The organism is Roseivirga seohaensis subsp. aquiponti, from assembly GCF_001267955.1.
Lineage (GTDB): Bacteria > Bacteroidota > Bacteroidia > Cytophagales > Cyclobacteriaceae > Roseivirga > Roseivirga seohaensis.
Map to the genome: position 1 here is coordinate 15,043 of NZ_JSVA01000010.1, position 26,907 is coordinate 41,949.

The following is a 26,907-nucleotide window of genomic DNA, read 5'->3' on the forward strand; positions in this document are numbered from 1 at the left end:
ATAAAGCGCCTAACATTAATATGAAGGTAATAGCGTTTACATTCAAACAAAGTTGCCTGAAAAGGGATTGTTTATTAAGAGCGTTACTGGAGCTATTTTAAGCCGAATTGCCTGATAGTTCCTTTCTTCTTCTTAAATTGAAAACTTAAATCAGGGAGTTTGAAACTATTCGATTTTCATAAATTAATTGAGGCCCTTACTGGCTTTATTGAAACCAAAGTTGAACTTTGGAAGCTCGAAGCTAAAGAAGAGATTGGTGCGCTTATCGCTAAAACACTAGTGGTAATGTTGCTCGCTTTGGGGGCTGTAATGGTCTTATTGTTTTTTACTTTGGGCTTAGCTTTTCTTTTGAATGATTTACTGGAGAGTAAAATATGGGGCTTTGTTATTGTGGGGAGCGTTTATGGCTTATTTACCACTGGCCTCTATGTTAAAAGAAGGGCTATTGTCGATATTATTATTAAAAGGCAGAATAACGAAATTGAAGGAGTAAGTGAAGAATAATGCTTATGAAATCTAGAAAAGAAGAGTTGGAACAATCTAACGCTAGCTACAAAGAGTTATTGGAAGATCAGTTTGAGTTGATAAAAAACAATTTTCAAGATACAGGAAAGAAAGCTTTGTGGATTGGCGGTTCACTTTTATTGGCTTATGGACTGACCAGATTAATTACATCTGGTACTTCTGAAGAAGGTGAGGAAACGGAAGAAGGTCAAATTATTGAAATTATACCAGAACCTTCATCAAGCAAAAAGATGAAAGTGAGAAAGTTAGTTCAAAATGAACATACTGAAGAATCAGCTGTTGTAAGTGCCCTAAAACACCAAGCTATTGTTTTTGTGTTAGGCTTGGCCGCTAAAAAACTTGGAAGCTTTCTAAACGAACTCGGAGAAAAAGAAGAAAATAGTGGTTCTTAATTTATTCAAACAAAGAGTACGAGAAGGTAAAAAATCCCTTGCCTTGCTTATCGACCCTGACGACATAAATAAAAGTGGTTTAGGCGCTGTTATTAATGCTGCCATTGAAAACAGAGTTGATTATTTTTTTGTAGGAGGTAGTTTAATTACAACCAATAATCTTTCATCTGTTATAGAATGTATAAAATCCCAAAGTAGTATTCCTTGTGTATTGTTTCCTGGCAATGCCATCCATATTCATTCAGATGCAGACGCTATTCTTTTTCTGTCTTTAATCTCTGGAAGAAATCCCGAATTGCTTATTGGACAACACGTGGTAGCTGCGCCAGTTATAAAAAGGAGTAGGCTGGAAGTTATACCAACGGGCTATATGCTAATCCATTCCGGAAAACCTACGAGTGTTTCATACATGAGTAATACTCAGCCTATTCCCAACGACAAACCAAGTTTAGCGGTAAGTACAGCCATGGCGGGCGAAATGCTTGGTTTGCAGTGTATTTATTTAGATGCGGGAAGTGGAGCCATTGAGCCCGTACCTTCAAAAATGATCAAGGCAGTTAAACGAAATATTGACTCAACTCTAATTGTAGGAGGAGGAATAAATACCACTAGAAAGGCAAAGGAAGCGCTCGAGGCTGGAGCTGATATTATTGTTATAGGAAATGCTGCACAAAAAAACCTCAGCGTTTTGGCTGAGGTTTCTGATGTAGTCGAATGTTTTAATCAAGAGTTAAACGTTAATTAAACTCTCTCTTCTTCTCATTTTTCCTGCAGGAATACCGAACATCATTTTAAATCTACGGCAGAAGTAGGCAGTATCTTTATAACCCACTTCGCGTCCGATATCGCGAATGCTCTTTTTAGTAGTACGAAGTAAATCAACCGCTGCTTCCATTCTTTGGTATTCGATGTAATCCTGAGGGTTGATTCCAGTAAGCATTTTGAAATACTGACCCACGTAATCTTCAGAAACACCAGCAACACCAGCCAATACTTTGTTGGAAAGATCTCCACCAAGGTTGTTTTTGATGTAAGCAAAAATATCGATAAGTCTTGGATCCTTAAAGTAAGTGCTGTTAGTTACCAATTGCTCAACAAAAAGACGTTTGTCAAGAATGTATCTAATGATTTCTACACAAAGATATTCTGTATTTACCTTAATAATTCTGTTTTTACCAGGCTTGGTAGAGTTGGTCTCTTCAATAATTACACGGATTAATTGTGCAATTGTATCGTTACCTCGAATGGCAAAAGGTGTGATGTTTAGCGAAGCAAAGAAGTTTACAGAATCAAAAACTTTAGCTTCAAACATTACTTGACTAAATCCATCAACATCATAATCATTAATGTCAGAATCAGTAGCGTTTTGAAGGTACTTCTTTTTATTAGCAATAAAATCTTCGCTAGAAACAACTGGCGCAGTTAAGGAGCTATATGAAATTGCAGTCGACTTTCCACCAGGGATGAAAAGCATATCTCCTTCAGAAACTTTTTCTTGGTCGGGGCCAAAAAATATATCTCCATTATTTACTATGAAAATCGTGTTCTCTACATCGTAGTGATTTTCGATAGTTACGGGCTTCGCTATTTTCATGTTTCGGCTCTTAATATAGCGTACTCCTAGCGACTCAATGATTTTGTTGTAGTCTTCCATTTACGTTCTTGTTAAAATTAATTATACACTTACACACTGTAAAAGTAAAACAGAATTAACGAGAAACAAAAAAAAATGACCATTGGCAATATTTATTATTCCAATGGTCATTTTAATAGGATAATTCTAACTATTTGAGTAGCTCTCTAGAGATTACAATCTTCTGAATCTCTGATGTGCCCTCATATATCTGAGTGATCTTTGCATCCCTCATCAATCTTTCTACATGATATTCTTTAACATATCCATAGCCGCCATGAATTTGTACTGCCTCAACAGTAGTGTCCATTGCAACTTTAGACGCAAATAATTTTGCCATTGCACCTGCTTTACCGAAGTCCTTCTTCTGGTCTTTTAAGTAGGCAGCTTTAAGGCATAACAATCTTGCCGCGTCAATTTCAGTAGCCATATCGGCTAATTTAAACTGAATGGCTTGGTGTTGGCTGATTGGTTTGCCAAATGCTTTTCTTTCTTTTGAATAAGCTAGGGCCAATTCGTAAGCTCCTGAAGCAATTCCTAAGGCCTGAGATGCGATTCCGATTCTACCACCATTTAATGTTGACATGGCGAATTTAAATCCAAAACCATCTTCTCCTATACGGTTTTCTTTTGGAACCTTAACATCGGTGAACATTAAAGAATGAGTGTCTGAACCTCTAATTCCAAGTTTGTTTTCTTTTTTTCCAACAACAAATCCGTCCATTCCTCTTTCTACAATGAGGCAATTAATGCCCTTGTGACCTTTTTCACGGTCGGTTTGGGCAATTACCAAATAAATTGAAGCGGTGTTTCCGTTTGTGATCCAGTTTTTGGTTCCGTTTAAAAGGTAGTAATCACCATTGTCTTCTGCGGTTGTTCTTTGCGAAGTTGCATCAGAACCTGCTTCTGGCTCAGAAAGGCAAAAAGCACCTATCTTTTCTCCAGTAGCTAAAGGCTTAAGGTATTTTTCTTTTTGTTCTTCAGTTCCGTATTTTTCAATTCCCCAGCATACAAGGCTGTTGTTAACCGACATACAAACAGAAGCTGATGCGTCAATTTTAGAAATCTCTTCCATGGCGAGTACATAAGAAATGGTGTCCATACCACCTCCGTTATACTTAGGGTCTACCATCATTCCTAAAAAGCCTAGTTCTCCCATTTTCTTTACCTGCTCTAATGGGAAAGTTTGGGTTTCGTCTCTTTCAATGACTCCTGGAAGAAGTTCTGTTTGTGCAAATTCTCTTGCGGCTTGTTGAACCGCTAATTGTTCTTCGGTTAATTGAAAATTCATGCTTTAATATTTACCTAACGTTTGTTAGCAAATGTAATAAATTCAGCTTAATGTTTAGTCGCGATTCATGAACATTAACACGTAATATAGCAACATGGCTAATGAACCTAATGCGGCAACTAAATATGTTCTTGCTGCTGCGTTTAATGCGTCTTCGGCCATGCCGTGTTCACCCGAGGTAACAATATTGCGTTCATCAATCCAAGCTAAGGCTCTTTTTGTAGCATCATATTCTACTGGTAGGGTAATGAAAGCAAATAGGGTGAAAATGAAGTAACAGCCAATTACTATTGGTAACCCTACTGTGAATAAATCTAGGCCAGTCATCAAAAATGAACCGAAAAGCATAATCATAAAAATGGTATTGATGATTCTACCACTTGCGTTTTGAATTGGCACCAAGGCAGACCTCATTTCTAAGGGGCCATAAGCCGTAGCGTGTTGTACAGCGTGGCCACATTCGTGGGCGGCAACTGCAGCAGCCATTACTGAGCGACCCTCGTATATTTCTGGGCTAAGGTTTACAGTTTTGTCTGCCGGATTATAATGGTCAGTTAACCTGCCTTGTACTGAAACTACTCTTACATCGTGAATGTGGTTGTCTCGAAGCATTAACTCAGCAATTTCTCGGCCCGTTAAGCCAATATTCAAGCCTACTTTCGAGTACTTTTTAAACTTCCTCTTTAAGTTGTTCTGAACCACCCAGCTGACTATTGCAATTACTATAATCAATATTAAAAACATGTTTTTTTATTTATTTAAGTTTTTGAATCAAATTTGTTGTGGAGTATCCGTCCACTAAATCGATGGTTTTTACTTCTCCACCGTTCGCCAATACGATATCTGCCCCAACAATGTTGCTTAAATCGTAGTCGCTTCCTTTTACTAAAATATCTGGAAGCAAATAGGTAATCAATTCCTTTGGTGTGTCTTCCGAAAATAGTGTCACACCATCAACAAAAGCCAATGCCGCAAGCATTCTCGCTCTGGCGTTTTCATCGTTTATTGGTCTTTCTTCCCCCTTAAGTCTTTTTACAGAAGGATTATCATTGAGCCCCACTACTAGCTTGGAGCCTAAAGTTTTGGCTTTTTCCAAATAGTCGATATGGCCTAAGTGAAGAATGTCGAAACAGCCGTTGGTAAAAACCACTTTTTCTCCTTGGCTTTTCCATTTCAGCATGAGCGCTTTTAAGGCCTTTGGGCTATAAATTTTATTTTTCGTTGGTGTCAATTCGCTTTTTCTTTTTTCTAAAGTTAAGAATCAGAAGACTCAAAAATCCAAATAATATAACTGAAACTACTTGTGATCCGTGTGATACCACTGCAAAAACATAACCATCGTTATAAGTTATGCCATAAACGACTAAAATGCTTGCTACTAAAGCTTGATAGGCCCCAATTCCGTTGTTTACTGGTGCGGCCATGCCAAGACTTCCCATTACTAGTACTGCAACGCCTGCTATTAATGACAGTTCGGCAGTAGGGGCATAGCCAAAGGAAATAACATAGAGCATAGCAAAATATAATACCCAAATCCCTAAGGTAGATACCCAAAAACCAAGTGGGTTTTCTACTTTTTTGATGGCTTTGATTCCTGAAACAAGCTCTTGGACTTTTTGATTTATCTTGTAGTAAATTGATTTTGAATTACGCTCTTCCTTAGATTTTCTCACGAAGAATAAAATGGTTAATAAACCTAATACTCCAGCTAGTGCTAAATACGGCCAAATTGTGATTAAAAAAGGTAGCTTATCATCTATAAATTGGCTGAAATATGATTTGAGCAAATCAAACTGCATTGCGAGTAAAAACATAGCCAGCAGCATAAGCATAAATAAATCCAAAAGTCTATCTGTAATAACGGTGCCTAGTGAGAATGTTACTGGAATATCTTTCTCCTCTTTCATGATGGTACAGCGAGCGACTTCGCCTAACCTGGGAATGGCCATATTCCCTAAGTAACATGCCATTACAGCCAAAAATGCCGTCCATGTACTTGGGCGAGGGCCTTGGGTACCCAATAGCATAGCCCACCTGTAAGCTCTCAGGCCATGGCTTAAAAGGGATAGTATAACACTTACTGCAATCCATTCATATTTGAAGCTTTTTAGAGCTTCCCAGATTTGATTCCAGTCGGTAGTTTTTGTGCTATTATATAAGATATACCCTGTAATCCCAAGGGACAGAATAAGTTTGAGGATATCTTTAGAACTGACTTTCAAAATAGCGTTAAGCTAGCTTGTTGTTCTTATCAGGGAAAACGATTTTAGGCTTGAAGGTTTTGGCTTCTTCATAATCCATTATGCCATATGAAACTATAATGATGATATCACCCACTTGTACTCTTCGAGCTGCCGGGCCATTTAAGCAAACTGTGCCGCTGCCTTTTTCGCCTTTAATAACATAAGTTTCAAATCGTTCTCCGTTGTTTACGTTTACGATTTGTACTTTTTCATTTTCAATGATTCCAGAGGCCTCCATTAAGCTTTCATCCAGCGTGATACTGCCTACATAATGCAGTTCTGCCTGTGTTACTTTTGCCCTGTGAATTTTTGATTTAAAAACTTCTATCTGCATACCTTCTTAAAATGCGACCGCAAAGCTAATAATTTAATAGTAAGTTGTCTATTAACCTTACTTTTCCAATTTCAGCGGCTATACAAAGCGCTGTGGTCTTTGGGTCCGAAACCGTAGAAATTCCTGTGAAATTCTCGGTTTCAACTACTTCGAAATATTCAAGTTTCAAACGCTCGTTTTTCGCGAATAGTTCGTTGGCTTGTTCAATTACATGATGAATTGATCTTCCTTCTAGGATTGCCTCAGCAGATAGCTTAAGTGTTTGGTAAATCAGCCCAGCTTCTAATTTTTCTTCTTGAGTAAGTCGTTCATTTCGAGAAGACATTGCCAAGCCGTTGTCTTCTCTTTTGGTCGGAATCATGTGTAGCTCAATTGGAAAACAAAGCTGATTTATTAGTTTTTTAATTATGAAAAACTGTTGCAAGTCTTTCTGGCCAAAGAAAGCGCTATGAGGTTGGAAAATATTGAAAAGCTTAGACACAATTTGACCAACACCACTAAAATGGCCAGGCCTAAATTTCCCCTCTAATGAATTTTCAAGGGTTCCAAAGCTGATTTTTAAATCATGGCTTCCAGCGTACATTTCTGTTACTTCAGGTGTGAAAACTATATCGCAGCCTGCTTTTTTCAGTAAGTCTAAATCGCGCTCAATATTTCTAGGGTACTTTTCTAAGTCTTCAGGGTTGTTGAATTGTGTGGGATTAACAAAAATTGAAACCGCCACCACATCAGATTTCTCTTTGGCTTTTTCCACCAGTGAAATATGGCCGTGATGTAAGGCTCCCATGGTTGGAACGAGTCCGATTTTCTTGTTTTCAAGTCGATATTTGAGTAGCTCAGCACGGAGTTCCTCTATTTTTTTGAAGGTGTTCATTTGATCGCGAAGGATAGTCTAATTAACGCTTATTAACAACGCTTTTTTAGATAAATCAAGGTTTTTTCGGGAAAATGGAGTAATTTTGTGCTCATTTTCTAAATGAAGGTGTCATTAAATTTCCAATAATTATGTCAAAATTTCGAATTCTTTACGTTGCGAGTGAGATCAATCCGTTCCTAGAAACTTCCGCTGTTGCCGATTTTGTGAGAAAACTTCCACAAGCGATGCAGGAGAGAGGTATGGAGATTAGGATTTTAGTTCCTCGTTTCGGACTTATTAACGAAAGAAAAAACAGGCTACACGAAGTGGTCAGACTTTCAGGTATCAACATTTCTGTGGGTGACGAAGAAAAACCTTTAGTAATTAAGGTGGCGTCTATCCCAAATGCTAAACTACAAGTCTACTTTATTGACAATGAAGACTATTTTCATAGAAAATCGGTATTCGTTGATAAGGAGAATAACTTTTATGCAGATAATGACGAAAGGGCAATATTCTTCTGTAAAGGCGTTCTTGAAACAGTGAAGAAGTTAGGTTGGGCTCCAGATATTGTTCATTGTAATGACTGGATGACTAGTTTGATTCCATTGTATCTGAAGACTACCTATAAAAACGACCCTATATTTCAGAATACTAAGTCAATCTTTACAATCTATAACAATGCATTCTCACATCAGTTTGATGCAGATTTATTAGATAAGGTGAAAATGATGGACATTGATGATAGTATGCTTGAAAATTTAAAAACAGCGGATTTCGCTGGTTTTATTAAAACAGGTGCTGAATATGCCGATGCTGTTATTAGGGCCGAAGAAGAAGGTCATGAGGGTTTAAATGATTTAGTGACTGAAATCGAAAAACTTAAAAAAGTAGATACAATAGAGAAAGACGATAATTTCTTAGACTCTTATTATAACTTATATAATGAACTTGTTGGGTAAGATTAAAAGTATTGGGGCCTTAATGTTAGGCCTCACTCTTTTGTTTTCTTGTGAGAAGAACGGAGATTTTGGGTTTGGGTCAGATGATGTCTCACCTGTAGAGTTTTCAGTAGAAACGGTGGGCACTAGCTCGTCAGTTGTTCTATTGGATTCCATATCATCTACAAACTTAGGAGTAGGCTTTATTGGTAATATTGATGACCCTGATGTAGGGAAAGTTAAAGCTACCACATACGCCAAAATGGAGCTGAATGAAGATGATTTAAACAGTATATCTGAAGAGGCTATTCTTGATAGTGTTAAACTGAGTATTAAGTTTGGTTACTTATACAAGGACTTCGCAAAAACAGTGCGTCTTAAAGTAAGCTTGCTATCTGAACAAATAGAAGACACACTACATATCACAACTAATAGTACTGCCATTTCGAACGAATTGGTTGCTGCGGGTAACATTTTAATCGATGAACTTGATTCGGTTTATACCATAGATTTAGATATGGCTTTTGCCAACAGGTTATTCGAAATCATGAGAGATGAAGGGCCTGAAGTGGCTTCTCAAGAAGCTTTTGAAGCAGCTTTTCCTGGTTTAGCTTTTCAAACAGAGGATAATTCATCGAATGCTTATGGAATAGTTTTAGATCCAGAATCTTCGATGATTGACTTTTACTATAGTGAAGTGTCGAGCACAGGGGCGGTTAACGTTCCTTCTACACACAAAATAACGCTAGGAGACCTCACACATTATTTCGGGCTTGAACTCGATCGCTCAGGTACAGCGTTAGAGGGATTGACTAACACAAACGAAGAGTATTCACCAAGTTCTGGTTTACGATACATTCAAGCTGGTGCGGGAATTGTAACAAAAATTGATCTTTCTGAATTGGAAACATTTGCCAATTTAAAACCCGAAGCAATTGTGAATACAGCTCAAGTCTCAATTGGGCCTATAGAAGAGCCTGTAGACGGAGTTACTCCTCCTACAAGGTTATTGCTTTTACTTACCGACTCTGGAAACAGAGTGATTCGTGATGGACAGAACTTTAGAGCCATACAGCAAGATGGTTCGAATCCAATTGGAAGTGAAACTCCGCTGATACTTTTATATGATGAGGATTCAAAAACTTATATTGGATCGATTACGTCATTTGTAGGCTATTATTTTTCTGATGTTTTTAGAAGAAACCAATTTTTCATTGCTCCCCCATCTGTAAATGGGGAGTTAGGAAATGTAGTATTTCGACCAGAAGATTTTAAACTAAAAGTTTTCTACTCCGAACTTAAATAGAGTAACCCATCTTCTTATATTTATCCAATAAAAAAAAATCGTATGTGCGGAATAGTTGGCTATTTAGGTCATAGAGAAGCTTATTCAGTAATTATCAAGGGTTTACAGCGCTTGGAGTATAGAGGCTACGATAGTGCCGGTGTGGCTTTGTTGAATGGCGACCTTAATGTTTACAAGAAAAAAGGAAAGGTAGCAGATCTCCATGATTTTGCTAAAGGAGAAAACTTAAAGAGTAATATTGGTATTGGGCATACGCGTTGGGCAACCCACGGAGAGCCTAACGATGTAAATGCTCACCCACATTTATCAAACTCAGGTAAACTGGCAATGATTCATAATGGGATTATTGAAAACTATTCCTCTCTTAAAACCGATCTGATTAAAAAAGGCTATGATTTTAAGAGCGATACGGATTCGGAGGTATTTATAAATTTTATTGAAGACATATATTTAAACTCTGAAGTTAGTCTTGCTGAAGCTGTTCGCTTAGCATTAAATAAAGTAGTTGGGGCATATGCTATCGCTATTATTTCTTTGGAAGATCCAAATTTAATGATTGCTGCGCGTAAGGGCAGTCCATTAGTTGTAGGCTTGGGTAAAGATGAGTTCTTTCTTGCTTCAGATGCTACTCCAATTATAGAGTATACCAACGAAGTTGTGTACCTAGATGATCAAGAAATTGCCATTATTAAAGATGGACATCTTACCATAAAGAATGTTTCTGACGTTGAAATGACTCCTTATGTTCAAACCATTGATATTCAACTAGAAGCGATAGAAAAAGGTGGTTACGACCACTTTATGTTGAAGGAGATTTTTGAGCAACCAAAATCAATAGGTGATTGCCTCAGAGGCCGACTTCAAGCAAAAGAGGGCAAATTGGTGCTAGGTGGTATTTTTGACTACGTGACCAAAACGGTTAATGCCGATAGAATCCTGATTATTGCTTGCGGAACCTCTTGGCATGCTGGCTTAGTGGCTGAATACATATTTGAGGAGTTCTGTCGAATTCCAGTAGAAGTAGAGTACGCTTCTGAATTTAGGTATAGAAACCCTATCGTAAATGAAAAGGATGTAGTAATTGCTATTTCTCAATCAGGCGAAACGGCTGATACATTGGCTGCCATTGAGTTGGCCAAGTCGAAAGGTGCTACCATTATAGGGGTTTGTAACGTTGTGGGTTCTTCGATTGCACGAGCTACGCATGCGGGTTCGTATACGCATGCAGGGCCAGAGATTGGTGTAGCAAGTACAAAAGCATTTACTGCTCAAATTTCTGTGCTCACCATGATGGCCTTGATGATTGCTGAGAAGAAAGGCTCTCTTTCTGAAAGCAAGTACAGAGCATTATTATTTGAGCTGGAATCAGTACCAGAGAAAGTGGCTAAGGCTTTGCTGCTAAATGATCAACTTGAGGAGATTGCTAAAGTATTTAAAGATGCTAGAAACTTCCTTTATTTAGGTAGAGGTTTCAATTTCCCTGTAGCCCTAGAAGGAGCTTTAAAGCTTAAGGAGATTTCTTACATACATGCAGAAGGTTACCCTGCAGCAGAAATGAAACATGGTCCTATTGCTTTGATAGACGAAGAAATGCCAGTTGTAGTAATTGCTACTAAGGACAGTAGTTATGAAAAAATTGTTTCTAACGTTCAAGAAGTAAAGGCGAGAAAAGGTAAAGTAATCGCAGTCGTTTCTGAAGGTGATACTGAAATTCCTAAAATGGCTGATTATGTGATTGAAGTGCCTCACATTAGTGATGCATTGATGCCACTTATTGCTGTAATTCCATTACAACTGTTATCATACCATATTGCGGTAATGAGAGGTTGTAATGTAGATCAGCCTAGAAACTTGGCCAAATCGGTTACTGTTGAATAATAGAAATTAAAAATATACTTAAATGAAAAGGGAGCTCAATAGGCTCCCTTTTTTAATGCGAAACTTGGCTTAAGTATTCCTTTTTAAGCAGTGGGCAGATTTTATATCGTTCTTCTTTAGTATCGTCATACAAGGCTTCAAGAACTTCATAAACATTGTTGATTCCTATTTTTTTGCACCATTCAAAAGGACCAAAAGGGTAGTTGGTTCCTAACTTCATGCCTGTGTCTATAGCTTCTTTTGAGGCTGTACCTTCCTGAAGCGTATAAAAGGCCTCATTAATAATCATGAAGATGATTCTGGGAGTTACCATCCCAACACGATCTTCAACCATCTCAAAGTCAGTATTTAGTTTTTTGCATAGGTCCGCCAAACCCGACTGAGCCTTATCATTCAAGGCTGAAACTTCTAGAATATCTCGATTCAGGAAAGTCGGTAGACCGTTAAACCCATAAAGGTTACAGTTCAGTTCTTCTTGGTAATAAGCCAGTTCTGCGAGTGATATTTTAGGAGCGTTTACGAATAGGTTAAGCCCTTCATATGCGCTAAATATCTCGAATTGCTCAGGGCTATCACCAATGAAAAAATCAAAAACACAATCAAATGAGGAGAGGTCTTCTTCGAAATCATAGTCCGTTTCGAAGCGGCATTCATGCCCCGTATTAAATTTTAATTTAAACTCTTCGATATTCTGTTCGGAACCGATGACTAGAATTTTCATAAATGTGTAATTTGCCCCAAAATTATTCATTAAATCAAACAATCCGAACATGTCGAAAATAATCGTTAATAGTCCAGATGCCCCAGCACCAATAGGGCCTTATAGCCAAGCCGTTAAAGCAGGTAATACATTATACATTTCAGGTCAGATTCCTTTTGATCAAGCTACTGGCGAAATGATCAATGAGAATATTACAGAAGAAACGCATCAAGTAATGAAGAACCTTGAGGCCATTCTTTCAGAAGCTGGAATGACATTCAATAACATTGTGAAATGTTCAATTTTCATTAAAGACATGAACCAGTTTTCTACCATCAATGAAGCTTATGGTGTTTATTTCAAAGAGAACCCTCCAGCAAGAGAATGCGTTGAGGTGGCCAGGCTACCTAAAGATGTGAACGTTGAAATTTCTTGCATTGCGGTAGATCTTTAATCCAAATAAATTTTAATTCATTGTAAATCACCAAGTCATTCTTAGCGATGGACTTGACTTTTGCGTATTTTTGCGCCCAAATTAAATTTCATGAGTGTTAGAGTAAGATTTGCCCCTAGCCCAACAGGAGCTTTACATATTGGAGGAGTTAGAACGGCTCTTTATAATTATTTATTTGCCAAGAAAAACGAAGGTAAATTCATTATTAGAATTGAAGACACCGACCAAAACCGCTATGTAGAAGGGGCTGAAGACTATATTCTCAAATCATTGGAATGGTGTGGTATTATACCAGATGAAGGCCCGCAAACTGGAGGCGATTTTGGCCCTTATCGCCAGTCTGATCGTAAATCTCTATACAAAGAATATGCTGACAGACTGATTGCTGAAGGAAAAGCATACTACGCTTTTGACACCCCAGAAGAACTTGATGAAATGCGTGAACGACTTAAAGAAGCACGCATGGCAAACCCACAATACAATGCCATCAGCAGAAATCAAATGAAAAATTCGTTGACAATGTCTGCCGAGGAGGTTGAGCAGAGGCTGGCGTCTGATGAACCTTATGTGATTCGCTTTAAAATGCCTAAGAATGACGATGTCCGGTTTAAAGATGTAGTTAGAGATTGGGTTGTAGTAAATACCACCACGCTCGATGACAAGGTGCTGATGAAGTCAGACGGAATGCCAACCTATCATTTGGCGAATATCGTGGATGACCACTTGATGGAAATCACGCATGTAATTCGTGGTGAAGAATGGTTGCCTTCGGCTCCTTTACACGTTTTATTGTATGAAGCCTTTGGTTGGGAAGCGCCACAATTTGCCCACTTGCCATTGTTACTCAAGCCCGATGGTAACGGTAAGTTAAGTAAGCGAGCCGCAGACCAATTGGGCTTTCCTATATTCCCAATGAATTGGTCTGACCCAGTTACAGGAGAGTTGTCAAAAGGCTTTAAGGAATCTGGTTACTTGCCAGAAGCTTGTATGAACTTCTTGGCTTTGTTGGGCTGGAATCCAGGTACAGAGCAAGAAATGTTCACTATGGATCAGTTAATTTCTGAATTTTCGTTGGAGCGAATCAATAAATCGGGAGCTAAATTCGACATTGAAAAAGCGAAATGGTTCAATCAGCAATACTTGAAGAACAAGTTGAATGATGAGTTGGCTCAAATGCTGAAGGAAGAGAGCAATGTTGATGCAGATATGGAGCTTTTAAGTGCTATTGCTGGCTCAATGAAAGAGCGTATTACTTTCGTTTCCGATATTTTGGAAAACGGAGAGTTCTTCTTTTCTGCACCAAGCACTTACGATGAGAAAACGGTAAATAAAAAATGGACGGCAGAAGCGGTTAAGAAATTGGCTGAGTTTGCAAACGAAATAGCTAAGCTTGAAATGGTTAGCCCAGAAGAAGCAAAAGAGAAGTTTGTAGCCGTACTAGCAACAGACGATACTCCGCTTGGAAAAGTAATGCCCGCATTGCGTTTGGCTTTAACGGGAGCAGGAGGTGGCCCAGACCTCATGGAGATAATCTCTATTTTGGGAACAGCAGAAACAGTTAGCCGAATTAATACAGCTATTGAATCCTTAAAAACATCAAACTAGGTCATTGCGTTACTGACGAGGACTGATATAAATAATAATAACATGGCAAGGAAAAAGGAGAGTAAACAAAAGGATCAGAAGCCAAAGGTGAATAAAGAGCTTGAAGGAATGGAAATCAAGATCGACTCTTTTGGAGAAATTCGTAACTCCTTGTCAATTGATAAAATCAATGAGTTCTTGAACAAGAATGTTGATGATAAGAAGCTCCGCGATCGAGATGATCTGGATGAAATTAAGAGTAAAGAAAGTGATGAAGAGGAATAAAAATTCCTCTTCTCAAATTTTTGAAATCAATTAAATCTTCTCTTTAATACCTGAATAAAGGCGTCCATTTCATCGCCTTCAATATCCCATTTTTTATTGTATGGCTGGGTTTTTGCCAAAGCTTCATCAATGCTGTTCGCTGTATCAAGCTCTTCAAGCACCTTCGTCATTAATTCTTGATTGCCCTCAAAAAGTGTTTTAGTAAACATGATCCGCTCATTCAAGGTAAGTGTTTTTTCAAGCGGCTGTCTATTACTTTTCTGCAGCTTCTCTGCTAGTGTTGGTGCAGTTGTATTTCCGTTGAACCGATCATTAATGGTTTCTTTACCATTCTCATGCTTGGTAGCAACAGTGTTGATTACCTCCGGTGTTTCTTCTATTTCTGGTGTTTGAATAGGTGCTGGTGCTGGCTCAATTACTACTTCTTTCTCGAAAAGGAGATCAAGTTTGTTTTCAGCTTTTAACTTTTGTAGAAACTCAATAGGTTCGGGGATTTCAAAATGAGAACTCATCGAATCGAATAAATTACCCAAATAAGCAGGGTTAATCGGTGTTTTTGCGGTTTCAAAAATTAATTTAAATCCTTCTGTATGCGTTTTGATGTACCTTAGCTTGCCTTTTGGAAGGTTTTCTCTGTTCATATCTAACCAATAGCTTAAGAGAAATTTCTTTGGAGCGAAAGTCAATAGTATTGTGGCCTCAATTGCCTTACTCAAAAGTGGCTCTAAATGCCCTCGGCCAATACTAATGTGGTTTGAAAGGGTATTCATAAACTCTTTAAGCGCTATTTGAACCTCTTCTGCTTCGTAATTAAAGTAAGGACTTCTCAGGCGGGCCATTTCGGCTTGCCATTGGGTAAATAATGCTTCAATAATAAATGAATTCACTTGTCTGACATCGGTGAGACTCATAATCGACTCTCCGCTGATCTTATTTTTTCCAGCAAAAAACTCAGTACATATGTTTGCAGCAGTGGCAGTAGAAAAACTCGAGATTGATTCTTGCTTTAGCTTGTAGCTCATGGCTTATTTCTTTTGTTTTGTAAATTAAAAATTATGGGACAGATCACTATTGAAAACCTGAACAATAAAGAGATTTCTAACACAGATAACTCTAAATCGGTACTGGATATTATTCACGAAAGCGGAATCGACTGGATGCACGCTTGCGGTAAAAAAGGCCGTTGTACCACATGTAAAATTATAGTAGTAGAAGGAGCAGACCAACTGAGCCCGATTGAAGAAACAGAGCAACTGCTTTTCGATGCTGGTAAGCTTCAACCTGGAGAACGTGTGGCTTGCCAGGCAAAGTTACTGGGTGATGTGAAAGTTCGCGTAGCTGACAAAAATAAATTTCCTCATATGACCTATACCGCATAGTATGTTTATCGAACCACAAGGTAAAATAGCAGGAGAACATGCGTCAGGATCCATCGAGGTGGTTTGTGGCTGTATGTTTTCTGGAAAAACGGAGGAGCTAATTAGGCGCCTCCGAAGGGCTACTATTGCCAGACAGAATGTGGAAATCTTTAAACCAGCTATCGATACGCGTTACGATGTAGAGAACGTAGTCTCACACAACAATACCGTGATTCGGTCTACGCCAGTACAGTTCGCGTCCGATATTTTGCTTTTATGCGGTGAAAGCGATGTGGTAGGAATTGACGAGGCACAATTCTTCGATGATCAAATTATAGATGTGTGCCGAACCATGGCCAATAACGGGAAGAGGGTAATTGTTGCTGGTTTAGATATGGACGCCCAAGGAAATCCTTTCGGCCCCATGCCTCAGTTACTTGCAATTGCAGAATTTGTAACCAAATTACATGCTATTTGTACAGTGAGCGGTAGCTTAGCTTCGTTCTCATACAAACTTTCCGACTCTGAAAGGACAGTGGAATTGGGTGAAAAGGATATTTACGAAGCTCGAAACCGTAAATACTTCTACAAGGGACTCGAAGAAAAAAAGAGAAATAAGAAAAAGTGATCAAACGCCTGCTTAGTCTGACTTTAGGAGCCGTCATACTCCTTGCAGTGCAAACCAGCTTTGCACAAGGTCAGATTCCAGTTTTTAATTGGCGGTCGCACATCAGCTATAATAATGTGATTGACATTGCTGCGGCAGGCGAGTTGATTTATGCCGCTTCCCCCAACGGACTTTTCTTTGTCGATCTATCCGAAAACTCTGTCAACAGACTTACAAAAAGTAACGGACTTTCCGATGTGAGTATTGGCGCTATTGGCTACGATTCTGATTCCAAAACACTGGTGATTGGTTATGCAAATGGAAATATCGATTTGCTTTCAGCTAATGGTATACACAACATTAGAACAGTACTCGAAGCACCAACAACTACCAATAAATCATTTAAGGATATCGCCTTCAATGATGGAAAGGCCTACTTGTCCGGAGATTTAGGTATTATCGTTTTAGACCTTTCCTCTGAAGAAATTATCGAATCGTACCAGAATATAGGTGTGAATGGCGAAAGTGTAAGTGTTTCAGAGATCGTATTTTCGAATGACCGCATTTATGCTGCTACCGAAAGTGGAATTCTTTCAGTCAGCTTAGAGAACGGAGTTAATCGCCAAGATTACAATAATTGGGAAAGAGATTTTGTTGGGATTCCTTTTTCGAATATTCATGAAGTAGAGTCGAAACTTTACGCTAGTTCAACTACGGATTTGTTTGCCTTCAATGGAAGCAGTTGGTCGTATCAAACTTCAGCTGATGCATCGATTACGGCAATTACTTCCGATTCAGACTTACCATTGATTTTAACCAATTCCGGTATTTTTTCTTTCGACAATAATCAGTTTAACCTTCAATATAGCTTTCCAAAACAAGGAATTTCCCGAAATGAATTATTACGCTATCAGAATTATTGGTGGGTGGGCGATGGCTTTGATGGTTTGCTCAAGGTGGAGCCTAATGGTCAACAATCCTTCAAACCTTCTGGCCCAGCCAACGACAATACTTGGTTGGTAGGAAAGAGCGAAGCACAAATAATAAAGCTTTCAGGCGGATTTGATGATAACCTTTCTGCTTTAAATAGGGCTTCATTTTTCTCTTCTTTTTCGTTTGACGAGGGTTGGAAAAGCTTGGCTGTCGTGAATAGTCAAGGAGATAGCATCCAAGATTTGTTGGATTTTGAATCCATTTCTTTTTCAGGAGAGAACAAGTTGGTTTCAGCTTCATTTAATGAAGGCCTCTTTTTGTATTCAGAAGGAAACATTCGCTCGGTTAATGAAATTTCACCTAATACCACTTTGAATACAAGCGGGAATGTTAAAATCACAGGTTTGGCCAAAAGCGAGAATTCGCTTTGGGTGACGGATTATGGAACATTGAACGTTCTTCACGAATGGAATTTTGAAGAAGATACTTGGCGCTCTTATTCTCTGACCAACTCCCGAGCAAGATATGCGGTTTCACTTTTCATTGCACCCAATGGCGATAAATGGCTTCCTATAGACGATAGTCGTGGAGGTGGAATTTTGGTGTTTAATGAAACCAGTAATACCGAACGATATTTGAATACAAATGGTGGGCAGGGTGGTTTGCCAGGAAGTAAAATCACCTCCTTGATATTGGATCAAAACCAATTTTTGTGGGTGGGAACTGACGAAGGGATCGCTTTTTTTCCTAACCTGAATGCCGTTCTTCAAGGCCAAGCGTTAACAGCCAGTATTCCTATTTATGAAAATCGCCTTTTGCTTCGCGATGAAAATATTACTGCCGTGGCAATCGACCCAGCTAATCGTAAATGGTTCGGAACGAAGAATAATGGGCTTTGGCTGTTTAGCGAAACGGGTGAGGAGTTGGTGCAAAGGTTTACTACTCAAAATAGCCCGCTCATTTCCAATACCATCACTTCGGTTTATGTTGAAGAAACTTCGGGAGAAGTGTTTGTTGGAACAGACAAAGGCTTGGTGTCTTTTAAAGGCGATGCTACTCAAGGTACTTTCGAACATCAAAATGTAAAGATTTATCCTAACCCAGTACCACCAAATTTCGATGGGCAAATTGTAATTAATGGACTGGTGAATAATGCTTCGGTAAAGTTTACTGACATTTCGGGTAAGCTGGTAAAAGAAACCAAAGCCAATGGCAGCACAGCCATTTGGAACGGCCGCGATAACAACGGTGCAAAAGTGAAAACCGGTGTGTATTTGGTGTTTAGCTCGAATGCCGATGGAACGGAAACCTTTGTTGGTAAAATAGTGGTTATCTAATGCTACATCGTACCAGAGGCATAGTTTTGAGCTATATAAAATATAGAGAAACCTCCATCATAGTTCGGGTGTTTACTGAAGCCTTTGGCATGCAAAGCTATATTGTAAATAGTGTGCGAAGCGCAAAATCAAGAGGAAAAATGGCGCTTTACCAGCCGTTAGGTTTACTTGATTTGGTAGTGTACCATAAAAACGGAAAAGACTTACAGCGGATTTCTGAAGCCAAATTTGCTTATGGTTATAGCTCTATTCCATTTAATCCAGTAAAAACCGGAATAGGAATTTTCCTTACCGAAATGCTCAGCAAAACATTGCGAGAAGAATCGGAAAACGAAGGCCTTTATGATTTTGTGCATCAGGCCATGGTTATTTTCGATCATTTGGAAACGAACATAAGCAACTTTCATTTACAGTTTTTAATGAAATGCAGCGGTTACTTGGGCTTCGAACCCCAATCGGCCGAAGGTTTTATTGAAGAGCTAGGTGAGCATGGTGTTCACTTTTCTACTTTAGAAGCTGAAAGAGCAATTATTTCTGATTTAATGAACAAGCCTTTGGGAGACGAAATAACGTTGAGTAGTCAGCTCAGACGTGATGTGCTCTCACATATTATTAAGTTTTATCAGATTCACGTTTCAGGATTAAATGAAATAAAATCGTTAGAAGTACTGAAAGAGGTGTTGAGATAGTGAACTCTATAACGAATATTTAATAAATTAGACTGTTTTTAACCATTTGAGCCATGAGCGAAAAATTATACGATGAGGTTCCCTCACTAGATTTAGCCGATTTCACTTCGGGTGACCCAGCCAAAAAACAAGCATTTGTAGATGCACTAGGCCAAGCTTATAATAATATTGGATTTGTTGCCATTAAAAATCACGGACTTTCCGATGCCCAAACGCAAAAGCTTTATGCCATTATTCAGAAGTTCTTTATGTTGCCCGACAACATTAAGCAAAAATACGAAGTGCCAGAATTAGCAGGGCAGCGTGGCTATATAGGCAAAGGTAAAGAACACGCCAAAGGTCGTAAAACTGGCGACTTGAAAGAGTTTTATCATGTTGGCCAAGAGGTAACCGATGGCGACCCGATAAAAAACGAATACCCAGATAATATTTGGCCAGAAGAACTTCCAGAAATGGAAGAGATTGCGCTAGAAGTATATAAAACCATTGAGGCAGCAGGTATAAAAATGTTACAAGCCATTGCGCTTTACTTAGGTTTACCTGAGCATTATTTTGATGATAAAGTAAAGAATGGGAATAGCATTTTGCGCCCTATTCATTACTTTCCAATAGAAAACCCAGACGAAGTACCTGATGATGCGGTTCGTGCAGCTGAGCATGGCGACATTAACCTGATTACGCTTTTAATGGGAGCCAGTGCCGATGGTCTTCAAGTGTTGAGAAATGACGGCAAATGGATTCCAATTACTGCTTTGCCAGAGCAATTGGTAGTAAATGTGGGCGATATGCTTTCGCGTCATACCAACAATAAGCTGAAATCAACAATCCATAGGGTGGTAAATCCGCCAAGAGAGCTAATGAAGAATTCACGTTTTTCAATTCCTTTCTTCATGCATCCGCGTTCCGACATGGATTTGACTTGCCTAGAAAGCTGTATTGATGCGGATCATCCAAAGCTGTATGACGACATTACGGCTGGCGAGTTTCTGAATGAAAGGCTTATTGAGTTAGGCTTGAAAAAGAAGTAAAGCACTTCGAGCTTTGATCAAGCGTATTCGATACTATATTTTTCTGCGTGATGTTTTACTCATGGCGGTAAGTGCCTTTGGTGGTGCCCAAGCGCATTTTGCCATGCTCATTAAAATCATGGTGAAGAAAAGAGGCTACCTCACCGAAGAAGAATTAATAGAATTGAATGCGCTTTGCCAAATTTTACCTGGTCCAACTTCTACCCAAACCATAACTGCCATTGGTTTTAGAATTGGTGGGGCAAATCTAGCCTACCTTACTTTATTGGTTTGGATGCTCCCGGCAGTTGCTGTTATGACCACGGCCGCCATTTTGGTAGACTCTTACCAAACCAAAAACCTGAGCTTAGAATTTACCCGATTTATTCAGCCCATGGCTGTAGGCTTTGTAAGCTATGGCGCCTATATAATTGCTTCAAAAGTTGTCACAACCCGAACGGCTGGTGGATTGATGGCGCTTTCGGCCATTGTTACCTACTTTATTTCTAAACCGATTGCATTGCCTTTGGTGCTAATTTTTGCTGGTACACTTACGGCATTCAAATACAAAAAACAGGTTCCCGAAGAGAAACAAAAGATAAAAATCAAATGGGGAAACTTTACGCTTTGGGCATTGGTGCTTTTAACAGCCGCTGGATTAGGTGCTGTTACCCAAGATAGGTTTGTATTACTTTTTGAGAATTTTTATCGAAACGGAAGTTTGATTTTTGGCGGAGGGCAAGTATTGATTCCATTCTTGCACACAGAGTTTGTAGAGTTTAAGGGGTTCCTTACCTCAGAAGAATTTCTTTCAGGTTTTGCGATGGTACAAGCTGTTCCTGGCCCAGTGTTTTCAGTAAGCTCATTTGTTGGAGCTTTGTCTGTTCGTGAGATGGGATTGGGTGCACAAATCTTGGGTGGTTTTGTGGCCGCCTGCGGAATTTTTCTACCTGGTACCTTCTTGATTTTCTTTGTTATTCGCTTTTGGGATGACCTAAAACGCTATCGTGTTGTAAGGGCTTCGTTGGAAGGAATTAACGCGGCCAGTGCAGGCATGGTGGCAGCTGCCGCTTTCGTTCTTTTTCAGCCCATCGAAAACAATGTACTGAATGTAAGTGTGATTATCGGCACTTTCTTAATGCTCACTTACACCAAAATACCACCCCCTTTTATCATTTTGGCCGGGCTACTGGCGGGAATTTTTATACCGAATATTTAGTAGTAGCAAACCTCTAACTTTCCAAAAGTTTCAAACTTTTGGAAAGTTGATTCTACTAAAAGCCTACAAACTTGTTATATCGAAGTTTAGGCTCACACCTGTCTCACTAACATCGAAAGTTGTAGGAACCCCACAATAAACAGACAAGTTTCTTTTTTCATGCCCAAGCGGAAAACCATAAGCGATTAGAATATTCAAGCCAGCCAAGTTGCGAACAATAACCTCCAAGGCTTCTGCTCCAAAACTATCCTTGTGGTCTTTCATTGAAGAAAAATCTCCGATGATTACGCCTGCCAAATCATCAAGTTTTCCAGCTCTTTTTAACTGCACAAGCATTCGGTCTAAATGATAAATATATTCCCCTACTTCTTCCAAAAAGAGGATTTTACCTTTGGTTTGGATTTCTGAAGAAGTTCCTATGGAATTGCAAATGATGGATAAATTCCCTCCAATAAGTTCGGCATTGGCTTGACCGAATTGGTTTAAGGGGTGAGGAGGGATGTTGTAATTTACCTTTCCTTCAAAAAGCATAGATTTTAAGCTTTCTGTAGTCAATTCATCCCAATCGAGAGTAACCGCCAATGGACCATGAATGCAGGCTACTGAACGATTGTTGAGTTCGGTAATGAGTGATGTAATATCGCTAAAACCGCAAATCCATTTTGGGTTTTTGAGGAAATTGCTCCAATTGATTTGCTCCAAAATCCTTGTAGTGCCATAGCCGCCACGAGCAATTAGAATGGCTTTGATTTCGGGATTGTCTAATGCTTCTTGTAAATCCTGAAGTCTTTGACTGTCTGTTCCTGCAAAATAATGGTCTGTTGCTAAAACGTGCTCACCCAAAACGGGTTTTAAACCCCATTCGGTTAAGGTGTTCACCGCAAAAGTCAAGTCGGATTGAATTTTCTTGGCAGGAGCTACGATGGCAATCTTATCGCCTTTACTTAATAATGGAGGGATGAACATGCCCCTAAAGTAAAAAGAAGACGCCTGATTAAGACGTCTTCTTTCAATTTTTATGTTGCTGTAGCTTTGAAAAGCTACAACTCTTCTACTTTTTCAATATTCACGAATTCGATTTCCTTCTCAGGAGTAAGTTCAATACTTACAACGGAATCTTTATCCACTTTTCCAGATAAAATTTGCTTAGAAAGCTCGTTCAACACTTTGCGCTGAATCACTCTTTTGAGCGGACGGGCACCGTATTGCGGATCCCAGCCTAATTCTCCAAGGTAATCGAGCACTTCGTCAGTCGCTTCGATTTCAATTCCGTTTTCACTCAATTGGTTCTGAATTAAGCCAAACTGAATTCGAACAATCTGCCTGATATTATCGCGGTTGAGCGGCATAAACATGATCGTTTCGTCAATCCTGTTTAAGAACTCTGGCCTCACCGATTTCTTCAGCTGATCCATCACTTCCATTTTCGTTTCCTCTATCACATCCAATACATTTTCTTCGTTAATCGTAGCGAAGTTGTCTTGAATTATGGTCGAGCCAATGTTAGTCGTCATAATGATGATCGTGTTCTTAAAGTTGGCCACACGGCCTTTATTATCTGTTAATCGTCCATCATCTAGCACCTGTAAAAGAATGTTGAAAGCATCTGGGTGTGCTTTTTCAATCTCATCCAATAAAATTACTGAATAAGGTTTTCTACGTACCGCTTCTGTCAATTGGCCACCTTCATCGTAGCCTACATAGCCCGGAGGTGCTCCAATCAATCTACTCACCGCATGGCGTTCTTGATATTCCGACATATCGATACGCACCATGTTGTTTTCGTCATTGAAGAGGTATTCCGCCAAGGCTTTCGCCAATTCGGTTTTTCCTACCCCAGTTGTTCCTAGAAAAATGAAAGAACCAATCGGGCGTTTAGGGTCTTGCAAGCCTGCTCTGCTTCTTCGAACTGCATCCGATAAAGCTGTAATCGCTTCTTTTTGTCCCGCCACGCGTTTGCCCAATTCTTCCTCTAGATGAAGAAGTTTTTCACGGTCGGACTGAAGCATTTTGGAGAGGGGAATTCCCGTCCATTTTGCTACTACTTCCGCAATATCTTCCGCATCCACTTCTTCCTTCAGCAAGGTTTTTTCTCCTTGCATCTCTCGCATTAGCGCTTTTTGCTCTTCCAGTTTTCTTTCCGCTTCCACGATTTTGCCGTAACGTATTTCCGCTACTTTACCGAAATCGCCTTCTCTTTCAGCTTTTTCAGCTTCAGATTTATAGCGGTCTATGTTTTCTTTGGCTTCGCGAATACTGGTAATCACCGATTTCTCGTTTTCCCATTTCGCTTTAAGCCCATCGCGCTTCTCAGAAATCTCGGCAATCTCTTTCGAAAGCACCGTTTCCTTGTCTTTGTTTTTCTCCCTACGGATGGCTTCGCGCTCAATTTCCAATTGCATGATCTTACGGTTCATCTCATCCAATTCCTGAGGAAGAGAGTCCATTTCGATACGCATTTTAGCGGCAGCCTCATCCATTAAGTCAATCGCTTTATCCGGTAAGAAGCGATCAGAGATGTATCGGCTTGAAAGTTCTACTGCAGCAATTACCGCATCATCTTTAATCCGTACTCCGTGGTGGACCTCATACTTCTCTTTGATTCCTCTCAGAATTGAAATGGCATCATCACGATCGGGCTCATCGACTACAACAGCCTGGAACCTTCTTTCCAAAGCCTTATCTTTTTCGATATACTTCTGATATTCTTTAAGCGTAGTCGCTCCTATGGCATGCAATTCCCCACGTGCCAAGGCTGGTTTTAGAAGGTTGGCCGCATCCATTGCGCCTTCGCCTCCGCCACCTGCTCCAATTAAGGTGTGAATCTCGTCAATGAAGAGAATGATTTCTCCAGCCGCATCTTGTACTTCTTTGATTACGGCTTTCAAACGCTCTTCAAATTCACCTTTGTATTTGGCACCAGCCACCAAAAGCCCCATATCTAGCGATATAATGGTTTTTGATTTTAGGTTTTCTGGCACATCACCATCAATAATTCGCTGCGCCATACCTTCTACAATGGCGGTTTTTCCTACACCTGGTTCGCCCAAAAGAATTGGGTTGTTCTTCGTTCTTCTTGAAAGAATTTGAAGCACCCTTCTAATTTCTTCATCGCGACCAATTACGGGGTCGATTTTACCTTGGCTGGCGAGCTCGTTTAGGTTTTTAGAATACTTGCTCAGCGACTGGTATTTGGATTCTGCGTTGGCATCGGTTACACTGTTTCCACCGCGCAGCTCTTTAATGGCTGCAATCAACTCTTTCTTGCCAAAGCCCACTTCCTTCATCAGGTTGGCTACCTTGTCTTTTCCCGCCAAAAGGCCTAAAACAATATGTTCAATAGCTACGAATTCGTCTTTAAACTCCTTTAGGTAGTCTAAGCCTTTGGTGAGCGCTGCATGAGCATCGTTCGATAAATAGGGCTGCGAACTACTTCCGCTTACTTTTGGGTATCCGTTTACTATATCTTCCAGTTTTGTTTCAAACTGTACCTTATTCACACTCAGTTTTTTTATCAGGAAAGAAAGTACATTCTCATCCGATAAAAGGATCGCCTTTAAAAGGTGTCCTGGCTCAATGGCTTGTTGCTGATTTCCAGCGGCAAGCTCGGCCGCCTTTTGAATGGCTTCCTGCGATTTGATGGTATATTTTTTAAAATCCATGATTGTTGTTTTCCTTTAAATATTCTCAAGCTTTTAAGCTGACATCGCTACCATTACAAACTATAATCCATAGTTGATGTTCGGAAAATTTGGCCGAAAAATATGGCTTCATTACTTTTATTCGGACATTATGTCTTAGATTTACACAAAATTCCTTTAGAAATATGCCAAGAGTGAAGATAGAGTTACCTGATGTTTTTTTGTATGAAACTGAAATCAAAGTGCGCATTTCGGACATTAATTATGGAGGGCATTTGGGCAACGATAGCGTGCTGAGTATGATTCACGAATCGCGTTACCGTTTCTTTAATTCTTTTGGCTATAAAGACGAGCTTTCGATTGATGGCTGTGGTACAATCCAAGCCGATGTAGCTATTGCCTACAAGGGCGAAGCTTTTCACGGAGATTTAATTAAAGTAGAAATTGCCGTTGCTGAGATTAGTAAGAAGAGCTTTGAATTAGTGTACCGATTAAGCTGTGGCACCAAAGAAATTGCTCGGGCGAAAACAGGAATTACCATGTTCGATTACAAAGAAAACAAAGTGGTGAATATCCCTTCACCATTCCTTTCAAAGATTCAAGCTTAGATCGTTACCTTTGCAAAATGGTTGAGGCAAAACGCGACATTAGACAACTCTCGCTCGAAGAAATTCAGGAGTTTTTTGTGAGCATTGGAGACAAGGCTTTTAGAGCAAAACAGGTGTACGAATGGCTTTGGAAGAAATCTGCAAAGGATTTTGACCAAATGACTAATATTTCGCTTTCTACTCGCGAACTTCTTAAAGAGAAATTTAGCATCAACCATATTAAGGTGGATGAGATGCAGCGCAGTTCGGACGGGACTATAAAAAATGCTGTGCGCCTGCATGACGGTATGACGGTGGAATCGGTATTGATTCCTACAGAAACACGAATTACCGCCTGTATTTCATCGCAAGTGGGTTGTAGTTTAGATTGCCACTTTTGCGCCACGGCCCGCCTTAAGCGTATGCGGAATTTAAATCCTGATGAAATCTACGATCAGGTAGTCGCCATTAAGGAAGAAGGAGAGCTTTACTTTGGTCGCTCGCTTACTAATATTGTGTACATGGGAATGGGCGAACCTTTGCTCAATTACCAAAACGTAATGGAGTCCATCCGTAAAATCACTTCGCCAGAAGGTTTGGGCATGTCACCAAAGCGCATTACACTTTCTACCGTAGGCATTCCAAAAATGATTATGCGCATGGCCGATGAAGACATGAAATTCAATTTGGCTGTTTCGCTCCATTCTGCCATTGACGAAACGCGCTCGAAGGTAATGCCAATCAACGAAAAAAGTGATTTGAACGAGTTGGCGGAGTCGTTAAACTATTGGTATCAGAAAACGAATCGAAAAATCACTTTTGAATATGTGGTTTGGAAGGGAATTAATGATGATGAAAGACACGCTCATGCTTTGGCTAAATATTGTGGTCGTGTAGCTTCAAAAGTTAATTTGATTGAATACAACCCAATTGACGATGGCATGTTTCAGCAGGCCGATCCCGAAAAAATCGACATGTACGAAAAAATTCTAGGAGATAAGGGCATTATTGTAAATGTGCGCAGAAGCCGAGGAAAAGATATAGATGCGGCATGTGGTCAATTGGCCAATAAGTTATAAACCTTTTGGTTTTCAGGCCGTCTATAAA

The 26,907-nt window shown here is 39.6% G+C and carries 28 protein-coding genes; 17 read left to right on the forward strand and 11 right to left on the reverse strand.

What is annotated here, in order from left to right:
• Positions 1-159 precede the first annotated feature (159 nt).
• The 3 genes from OB69_RS09575 to OB69_RS09585 are packed head-to-tail and all read left to right on the forward strand — an operon-like array spanning position 160 to position 1,662.
• Positions 160-504, forward strand: coding sequence for a phage holin family protein (locus tag OB69_RS09575; RefSeq protein ID WP_053223507.1), 345 nt, complete (start codon positions 160-162; stop codon positions 502-504).
• Positions 505-509: 5 nt separating this feature from the next.
• Positions 510-917: a hypothetical protein gene (locus OB69_RS09580; protein WP_141655383.1), complete on the forward strand. Its 408-nt coding sequence runs from the start codon at positions 510-512 to the stop codon at positions 915-917.
• 43 nt (positions 918-960) lie between these two features.
• Positions 961-1,662: a geranylgeranylglyceryl/heptaprenylglyceryl phosphate synthase gene (locus OB69_RS09585; protein WP_245620797.1), complete on the forward strand. Its 702-nt coding sequence runs from the start codon at positions 961-963 to the stop codon at positions 1,660-1,662.
• Here the strand turns inward: OB69_RS09585 and OB69_RS09590 are convergent.
• The 7 genes from OB69_RS09590 to panC form a co-directional block, all read right to left on the reverse strand.
• Entirely contained in the window at positions 1,648-2,571 is a 924-nt protein-coding gene (locus OB69_RS09590) for an AraC family transcriptional regulator (RefSeq protein WP_053223510.1), read from the reverse strand. The two genes, OB69_RS09585 and OB69_RS09590, sit on opposite strands and share 15 nt — an antisense overlap.
• 130 nt (positions 2,572-2,701) lie before the next feature.
• Positions 2,702-3,841: an acyl-CoA dehydrogenase gene (locus OB69_RS09595; protein WP_053223511.1), complete on the reverse strand. Its 1,140-nt coding sequence runs from the start codon at positions 3,839-3,841 to the stop codon at positions 2,702-2,704.
• 54 nt (positions 3,842-3,895) lie between these two features.
• Positions 3,896-4,585, reverse strand: coding sequence for a zinc metallopeptidase (locus tag OB69_RS09600; RefSeq protein WP_053223512.1), 690 nt, complete (start codon positions 4,583-4,585; stop codon positions 3,896-3,898).
• Positions 4,586-4,595: 10 nt separating this feature from the next.
• Entirely contained in the window at positions 4,596-5,021 is a 426-nt protein-coding gene (rfaE2, locus tag OB69_RS09605; protein WP_053223842.1) for a D-glycero-beta-D-manno-heptose 1-phosphate adenylyltransferase, read from the reverse strand.
• A gap of 31 nt (positions 5,022-5,052) precedes the next feature.
• The gene (locus OB69_RS09610; RefSeq protein ID WP_053223513.1) at positions 5,053-6,063 is read right to left on the reverse strand and encodes a lysylphosphatidylglycerol synthase transmembrane domain-containing protein; all 1,011 of its coding nucleotides are present in this window, start codon (positions 6,061-6,063) and stop codon (positions 5,053-5,055) included.
• 7 nt (positions 6,064-6,070) lie between these two features.
• On the reverse strand, positions 6,071-6,418 hold the full coding sequence (gene panD, locus OB69_RS09615; RefSeq protein WP_053223514.1) for an aspartate 1-decarboxylase: 348 nt from the start codon (positions 6,416-6,418) through the stop codon (positions 6,071-6,073).
• Positions 6,419-6,443: 25 nt separating this feature from the next.
• Positions 6,444-7,292 carry a pantoate--beta-alanine ligase gene (panC, locus tag OB69_RS09620; RefSeq protein WP_053223515.1) on the reverse strand — a complete coding sequence of 283 codons (849 nt, stop codon included), beginning with the start codon at positions 7,290-7,292 and terminating at the stop codon, positions 6,444-6,446.
• Positions 7,293-7,423: 131 nt separating this feature from the next.
• Between panC and OB69_RS09625 the strand changes: the two genes are divergently transcribed.
• Genes OB69_RS09625 through glmS form a run of 3 tightly spaced genes read left to right on the forward strand, consistent with a single transcriptional unit; the run spans position 7,424 to position 11,399 of the window.
• Positions 7,424-8,236, forward strand: coding sequence for a glycogen/starch synthase (locus tag OB69_RS09625; RefSeq protein WP_053223516.1), 813 nt, complete (start codon positions 7,424-7,426; stop codon positions 8,234-8,236).
• The gene (locus tag OB69_RS09630; RefSeq protein ID WP_221404873.1) at positions 8,229-9,521 is read left to right on the forward strand and encodes a DUF4270 family protein; all 1,293 of its coding nucleotides are present in this window, start codon (positions 8,229-8,231) and stop codon (positions 9,519-9,521) included. The genes OB69_RS09625 and OB69_RS09630 overlap by 8 nt, the downstream gene beginning before the upstream one ends.
• Positions 9,522-9,563: 42 nt before the next feature.
• The gene (gene glmS, locus OB69_RS09635) at positions 9,564-11,399 is read left to right on the forward strand and encodes a glutamine--fructose-6-phosphate transaminase (isomerizing) (RefSeq protein ID WP_053223518.1); all 1,836 of its coding nucleotides are present in this window, start codon (positions 9,564-9,566) and stop codon (positions 11,397-11,399) included.
• Positions 11,400-11,451: 52 nt separating this feature from the next.
• On the opposite strand, the gene OB69_RS09640 is transcribed toward glmS, so the two are convergent.
• Positions 11,452-12,120 (reverse strand): 3-hydroxyacyl-CoA dehydrogenase family protein, encoded by a 669-nt coding sequence (locus OB69_RS09640; RefSeq protein WP_053223843.1) that lies wholly within the window; start codon positions 12,118-12,120, stop codon positions 11,452-11,454.
• A 49-nt stretch (positions 12,121-12,169) separates the two neighbouring features.
• Here OB69_RS09640 and OB69_RS09645 point away from each other — a divergent pair, with 49 nt between their 5' ends.
• The 3 genes from OB69_RS09645 (at position 12,170) to OB69_RS09655 (ending at position 14,422) form a co-directional block, all read left to right on the forward strand.
• On the forward strand, positions 12,170-12,553 hold the full coding sequence (locus OB69_RS09645) for a RidA family protein (protein ID WP_053223519.1): 384 nt from the start codon (positions 12,170-12,172) through the stop codon (positions 12,551-12,553).
• A gap of 90 nt (positions 12,554-12,643) precedes the next feature.
• Complete coding sequence (gene gltX, locus OB69_RS09650; RefSeq protein ID WP_053223520.1) at positions 12,644-14,158, forward strand: glutamate--tRNA ligase; 1,515 nt, start codon at positions 12,644-12,646, stop codon at positions 14,156-14,158.
• 42 nt (positions 14,159-14,200) lie between these two features.
• Positions 14,201-14,422: a hypothetical protein gene (locus OB69_RS09655; RefSeq protein ID WP_053223521.1), complete on the forward strand. Its 222-nt coding sequence runs from the start codon at positions 14,201-14,203 to the stop codon at positions 14,420-14,422.
• A gap of 26 nt (positions 14,423-14,448) precedes the next feature.
• On the opposite strand, the gene OB69_RS09660 is transcribed toward OB69_RS09655, so the two are convergent.
• A complete protein-coding gene (locus tag OB69_RS09660) occupies positions 14,449-15,444 on the reverse strand; it encodes a hypothetical protein (protein ID WP_053223522.1) in 996 nt (331 codons plus the stop codon).
• A gap of 33 nt (positions 15,445-15,477) precedes the next feature.
• Between OB69_RS09660 and OB69_RS09665 the strand changes: the two genes are divergently transcribed.
• From OB69_RS09665 to chrA, 6 genes are read left to right on the forward strand one after another with little or no spacing between them, the layout of a single operon-like run.
• Entirely contained in the window at positions 15,478-15,801 is a 324-nt protein-coding gene (locus OB69_RS09665) for a 2Fe-2S iron-sulfur cluster-binding protein (protein ID WP_053223523.1), read from the forward strand.
• A 1-nt stretch (position 15,802) separates the two neighbouring features.
• Positions 15,803-16,408: a thymidine kinase gene (locus tag OB69_RS09670; RefSeq protein ID WP_053223524.1), complete on the forward strand. Its 606-nt coding sequence runs from the start codon at positions 15,803-15,805 to the stop codon at positions 16,406-16,408.
• Positions 16,405-18,657 carry a type IX secretion system anionic LPS delivery protein PorZ gene (porZ, locus tag OB69_RS09675; RefSeq protein ID WP_157608538.1) on the forward strand — a complete coding sequence of 751 codons (2,253 nt, stop codon included), beginning with the start codon at positions 16,405-16,407 and terminating at the stop codon, positions 18,655-18,657. The genes OB69_RS09670 and porZ overlap by 4 nt, the downstream gene beginning before the upstream one ends.
• Positions 18,657-19,346: a DNA repair protein RecO gene (recO, locus tag OB69_RS09680; protein WP_053223526.1), complete on the forward strand. Its 690-nt coding sequence runs from the start codon at positions 18,657-18,659 to the stop codon at positions 19,344-19,346. The genes porZ and recO overlap by 1 nt, the downstream gene beginning before the upstream one ends.
• A 53-nt stretch (positions 19,347-19,399) precedes the next feature.
• Positions 19,400-20,374 (forward strand): isopenicillin N synthase family dioxygenase, encoded by a 975-nt coding sequence (locus tag OB69_RS09685; protein ID WP_053223527.1) that lies wholly within the window; start codon positions 19,400-19,402, stop codon positions 20,372-20,374.
• Between the two features lie 13 nt (positions 20,375-20,387).
• Positions 20,388-21,572 (forward strand): chromate efflux transporter, encoded by a 1,185-nt coding sequence (chrA, locus tag OB69_RS09690; RefSeq protein WP_245620798.1) that lies wholly within the window; start codon positions 20,388-20,390, stop codon positions 21,570-21,572.
• A 63-nt stretch (positions 21,573-21,635) separates the two neighbouring features.
• On the opposite strand, the gene OB69_RS09695 is transcribed toward chrA, so the two are convergent.
• Together OB69_RS09695 and clpB are read right to left on the reverse strand one after the other, a co-directional pair.
• Positions 21,636-22,538, reverse strand: a complete 903-nt coding sequence (locus OB69_RS09695; protein WP_053223529.1) for a S66 peptidase family protein — start codon at positions 22,536-22,538, stop codon at positions 21,636-21,638.
• Positions 22,539-22,612: 74 nt separating this feature from the next.
• Positions 22,613-25,234 carry an ATP-dependent chaperone ClpB gene (clpB, locus tag OB69_RS09700; protein WP_053223530.1) on the reverse strand — a complete coding sequence of 874 codons (2,622 nt, stop codon included), beginning with the start codon at positions 25,232-25,234 and terminating at the stop codon, positions 22,613-22,615.
• Between the two features lie 164 nt (positions 25,235-25,398).
• On the opposite strand from clpB, the gene OB69_RS09705 reads away from it, so the two are divergent.
• The gene (locus OB69_RS09705; RefSeq protein ID WP_053223531.1) at positions 25,399-25,821 is read left to right on the forward strand and encodes an acyl-CoA thioesterase; all 423 of its coding nucleotides are present in this window, start codon (positions 25,399-25,401) and stop codon (positions 25,819-25,821) included.
• A gap of 17 nt (positions 25,822-25,838) precedes the next feature.
• Positions 25,839-26,879, forward strand: coding sequence for a 23S rRNA (adenine(2503)-C(2))-methyltransferase RlmN (gene rlmN / locus OB69_RS09710; protein ID WP_053223532.1), 1,041 nt, complete (start codon positions 25,839-25,841; stop codon positions 26,877-26,879).
• Positions 26,880-26,907: the final 28 nt, after the last annotated feature.

Coding starts and splice junctions, on each gene's coding strand:
- OB69_RS09580 (WP_141655383.1), top strand. CDS start 510: ATGAAATCTAGAAAAGAAGAGTTGGAACAATCTAACGCTAGCTACAAA.
- OB69_RS09590 (WP_053223510.1), bottom strand. CDS start 2,571: ATGGAAGACTACAACAAAATCATTGAGTCGCTAGGAGTACGCTATATT.
- OB69_RS09595 (WP_053223511.1), bottom strand. CDS start 3,841: ATGAATTTTCAATTAACCGAAGAACAATTAGCGGTTCAACAAGCCGCA.
- OB69_RS09600 (WP_053223512.1), bottom strand. CDS start 4,585: ATGTTTTTAATATTGATTATAGTAATTGCAATAGTCAGCTGGGTGGTT.
- rfaE2 (WP_053223842.1), bottom strand. CDS start 5,021: ATGCTGAAATGGAAAAGCCAAGGAGAAAAAGTGGTTTTTACCAACGGC.
- panD (WP_053223514.1), bottom strand. CDS start 6,418: ATGCAGATAGAAGTTTTTAAATCAAAAATTCACAGGGCAAAAGTAACA.
- panC (WP_053223515.1), bottom strand. CDS start 7,292: ATGAACACCTTCAAAAAAATAGAGGAACTCCGTGCTGAGCTACTCAAA.
- OB69_RS09625 (WP_053223516.1), top strand. CDS start 7,424: ATGTCAAAATTTCGAATTCTTTACGTTGCGAGTGAGATCAATCCGTTC.
- glmS (WP_053223518.1), top strand. CDS start 9,564: ATGTGCGGAATAGTTGGCTATTTAGGTCATAGAGAAGCTTATTCAGTA.
- OB69_RS09640 (WP_053223843.1), bottom strand. CDS start 12,120: ATGAAAATTCTAGTCATCGGTTCCGAACAGAATATCGAAGAGTTTAAA.
- OB69_RS09645 (WP_053223519.1), top strand. CDS start 12,170: ATGTCGAAAATAATCGTTAATAGTCCAGATGCCCCAGCACCAATAGGG.
- gltX (WP_053223520.1), top strand. CDS start 12,644: ATGAGTGTTAGAGTAAGATTTGCCCCTAGCCCAACAGGAGCTTTACAT.
- OB69_RS09655 (WP_053223521.1), top strand. CDS start 14,201: ATGGCAAGGAAAAAGGAGAGTAAACAAAAGGATCAGAAGCCAAAGGTG.
- OB69_RS09660 (WP_053223522.1), bottom strand. CDS start 15,444: ATGAGCTACAAGCTAAAGCAAGAATCAATCTCGAGTTTTTCTACTGCC.
- OB69_RS09665 (WP_053223523.1), top strand. CDS start 15,478: ATGGGACAGATCACTATTGAAAACCTGAACAATAAAGAGATTTCTAAC.
- OB69_RS09670 (WP_053223524.1), top strand. CDS start 15,803: ATGTTTATCGAACCACAAGGTAAAATAGCAGGAGAACATGCGTCAGGA.
- recO (WP_053223526.1), top strand. CDS start 18,657: ATGCTACATCGTACCAGAGGCATAGTTTTGAGCTATATAAAATATAGA.
- OB69_RS09685 (WP_053223527.1), top strand. CDS start 19,400: ATGAGCGAAAAATTATACGATGAGGTTCCCTCACTAGATTTAGCCGAT.
- OB69_RS09695 (WP_053223529.1), bottom strand. CDS start 22,538: ATGTTCATCCCTCCATTATTAAGTAAAGGCGATAAGATTGCCATCGTA.
- clpB (WP_053223530.1), bottom strand. CDS start 25,234: ATGGATTTTAAAAAATATACCATCAAATCGCAGGAAGCCATTCAAAAG.
- OB69_RS09705 (WP_053223531.1), top strand. CDS start 25,399: ATGCCAAGAGTGAAGATAGAGTTACCTGATGTTTTTTTGTATGAAACT.
- rlmN (WP_053223532.1), top strand. CDS start 25,839: ATGGTTGAGGCAAAACGCGACATTAGACAACTCTCGCTCGAAGAAATT.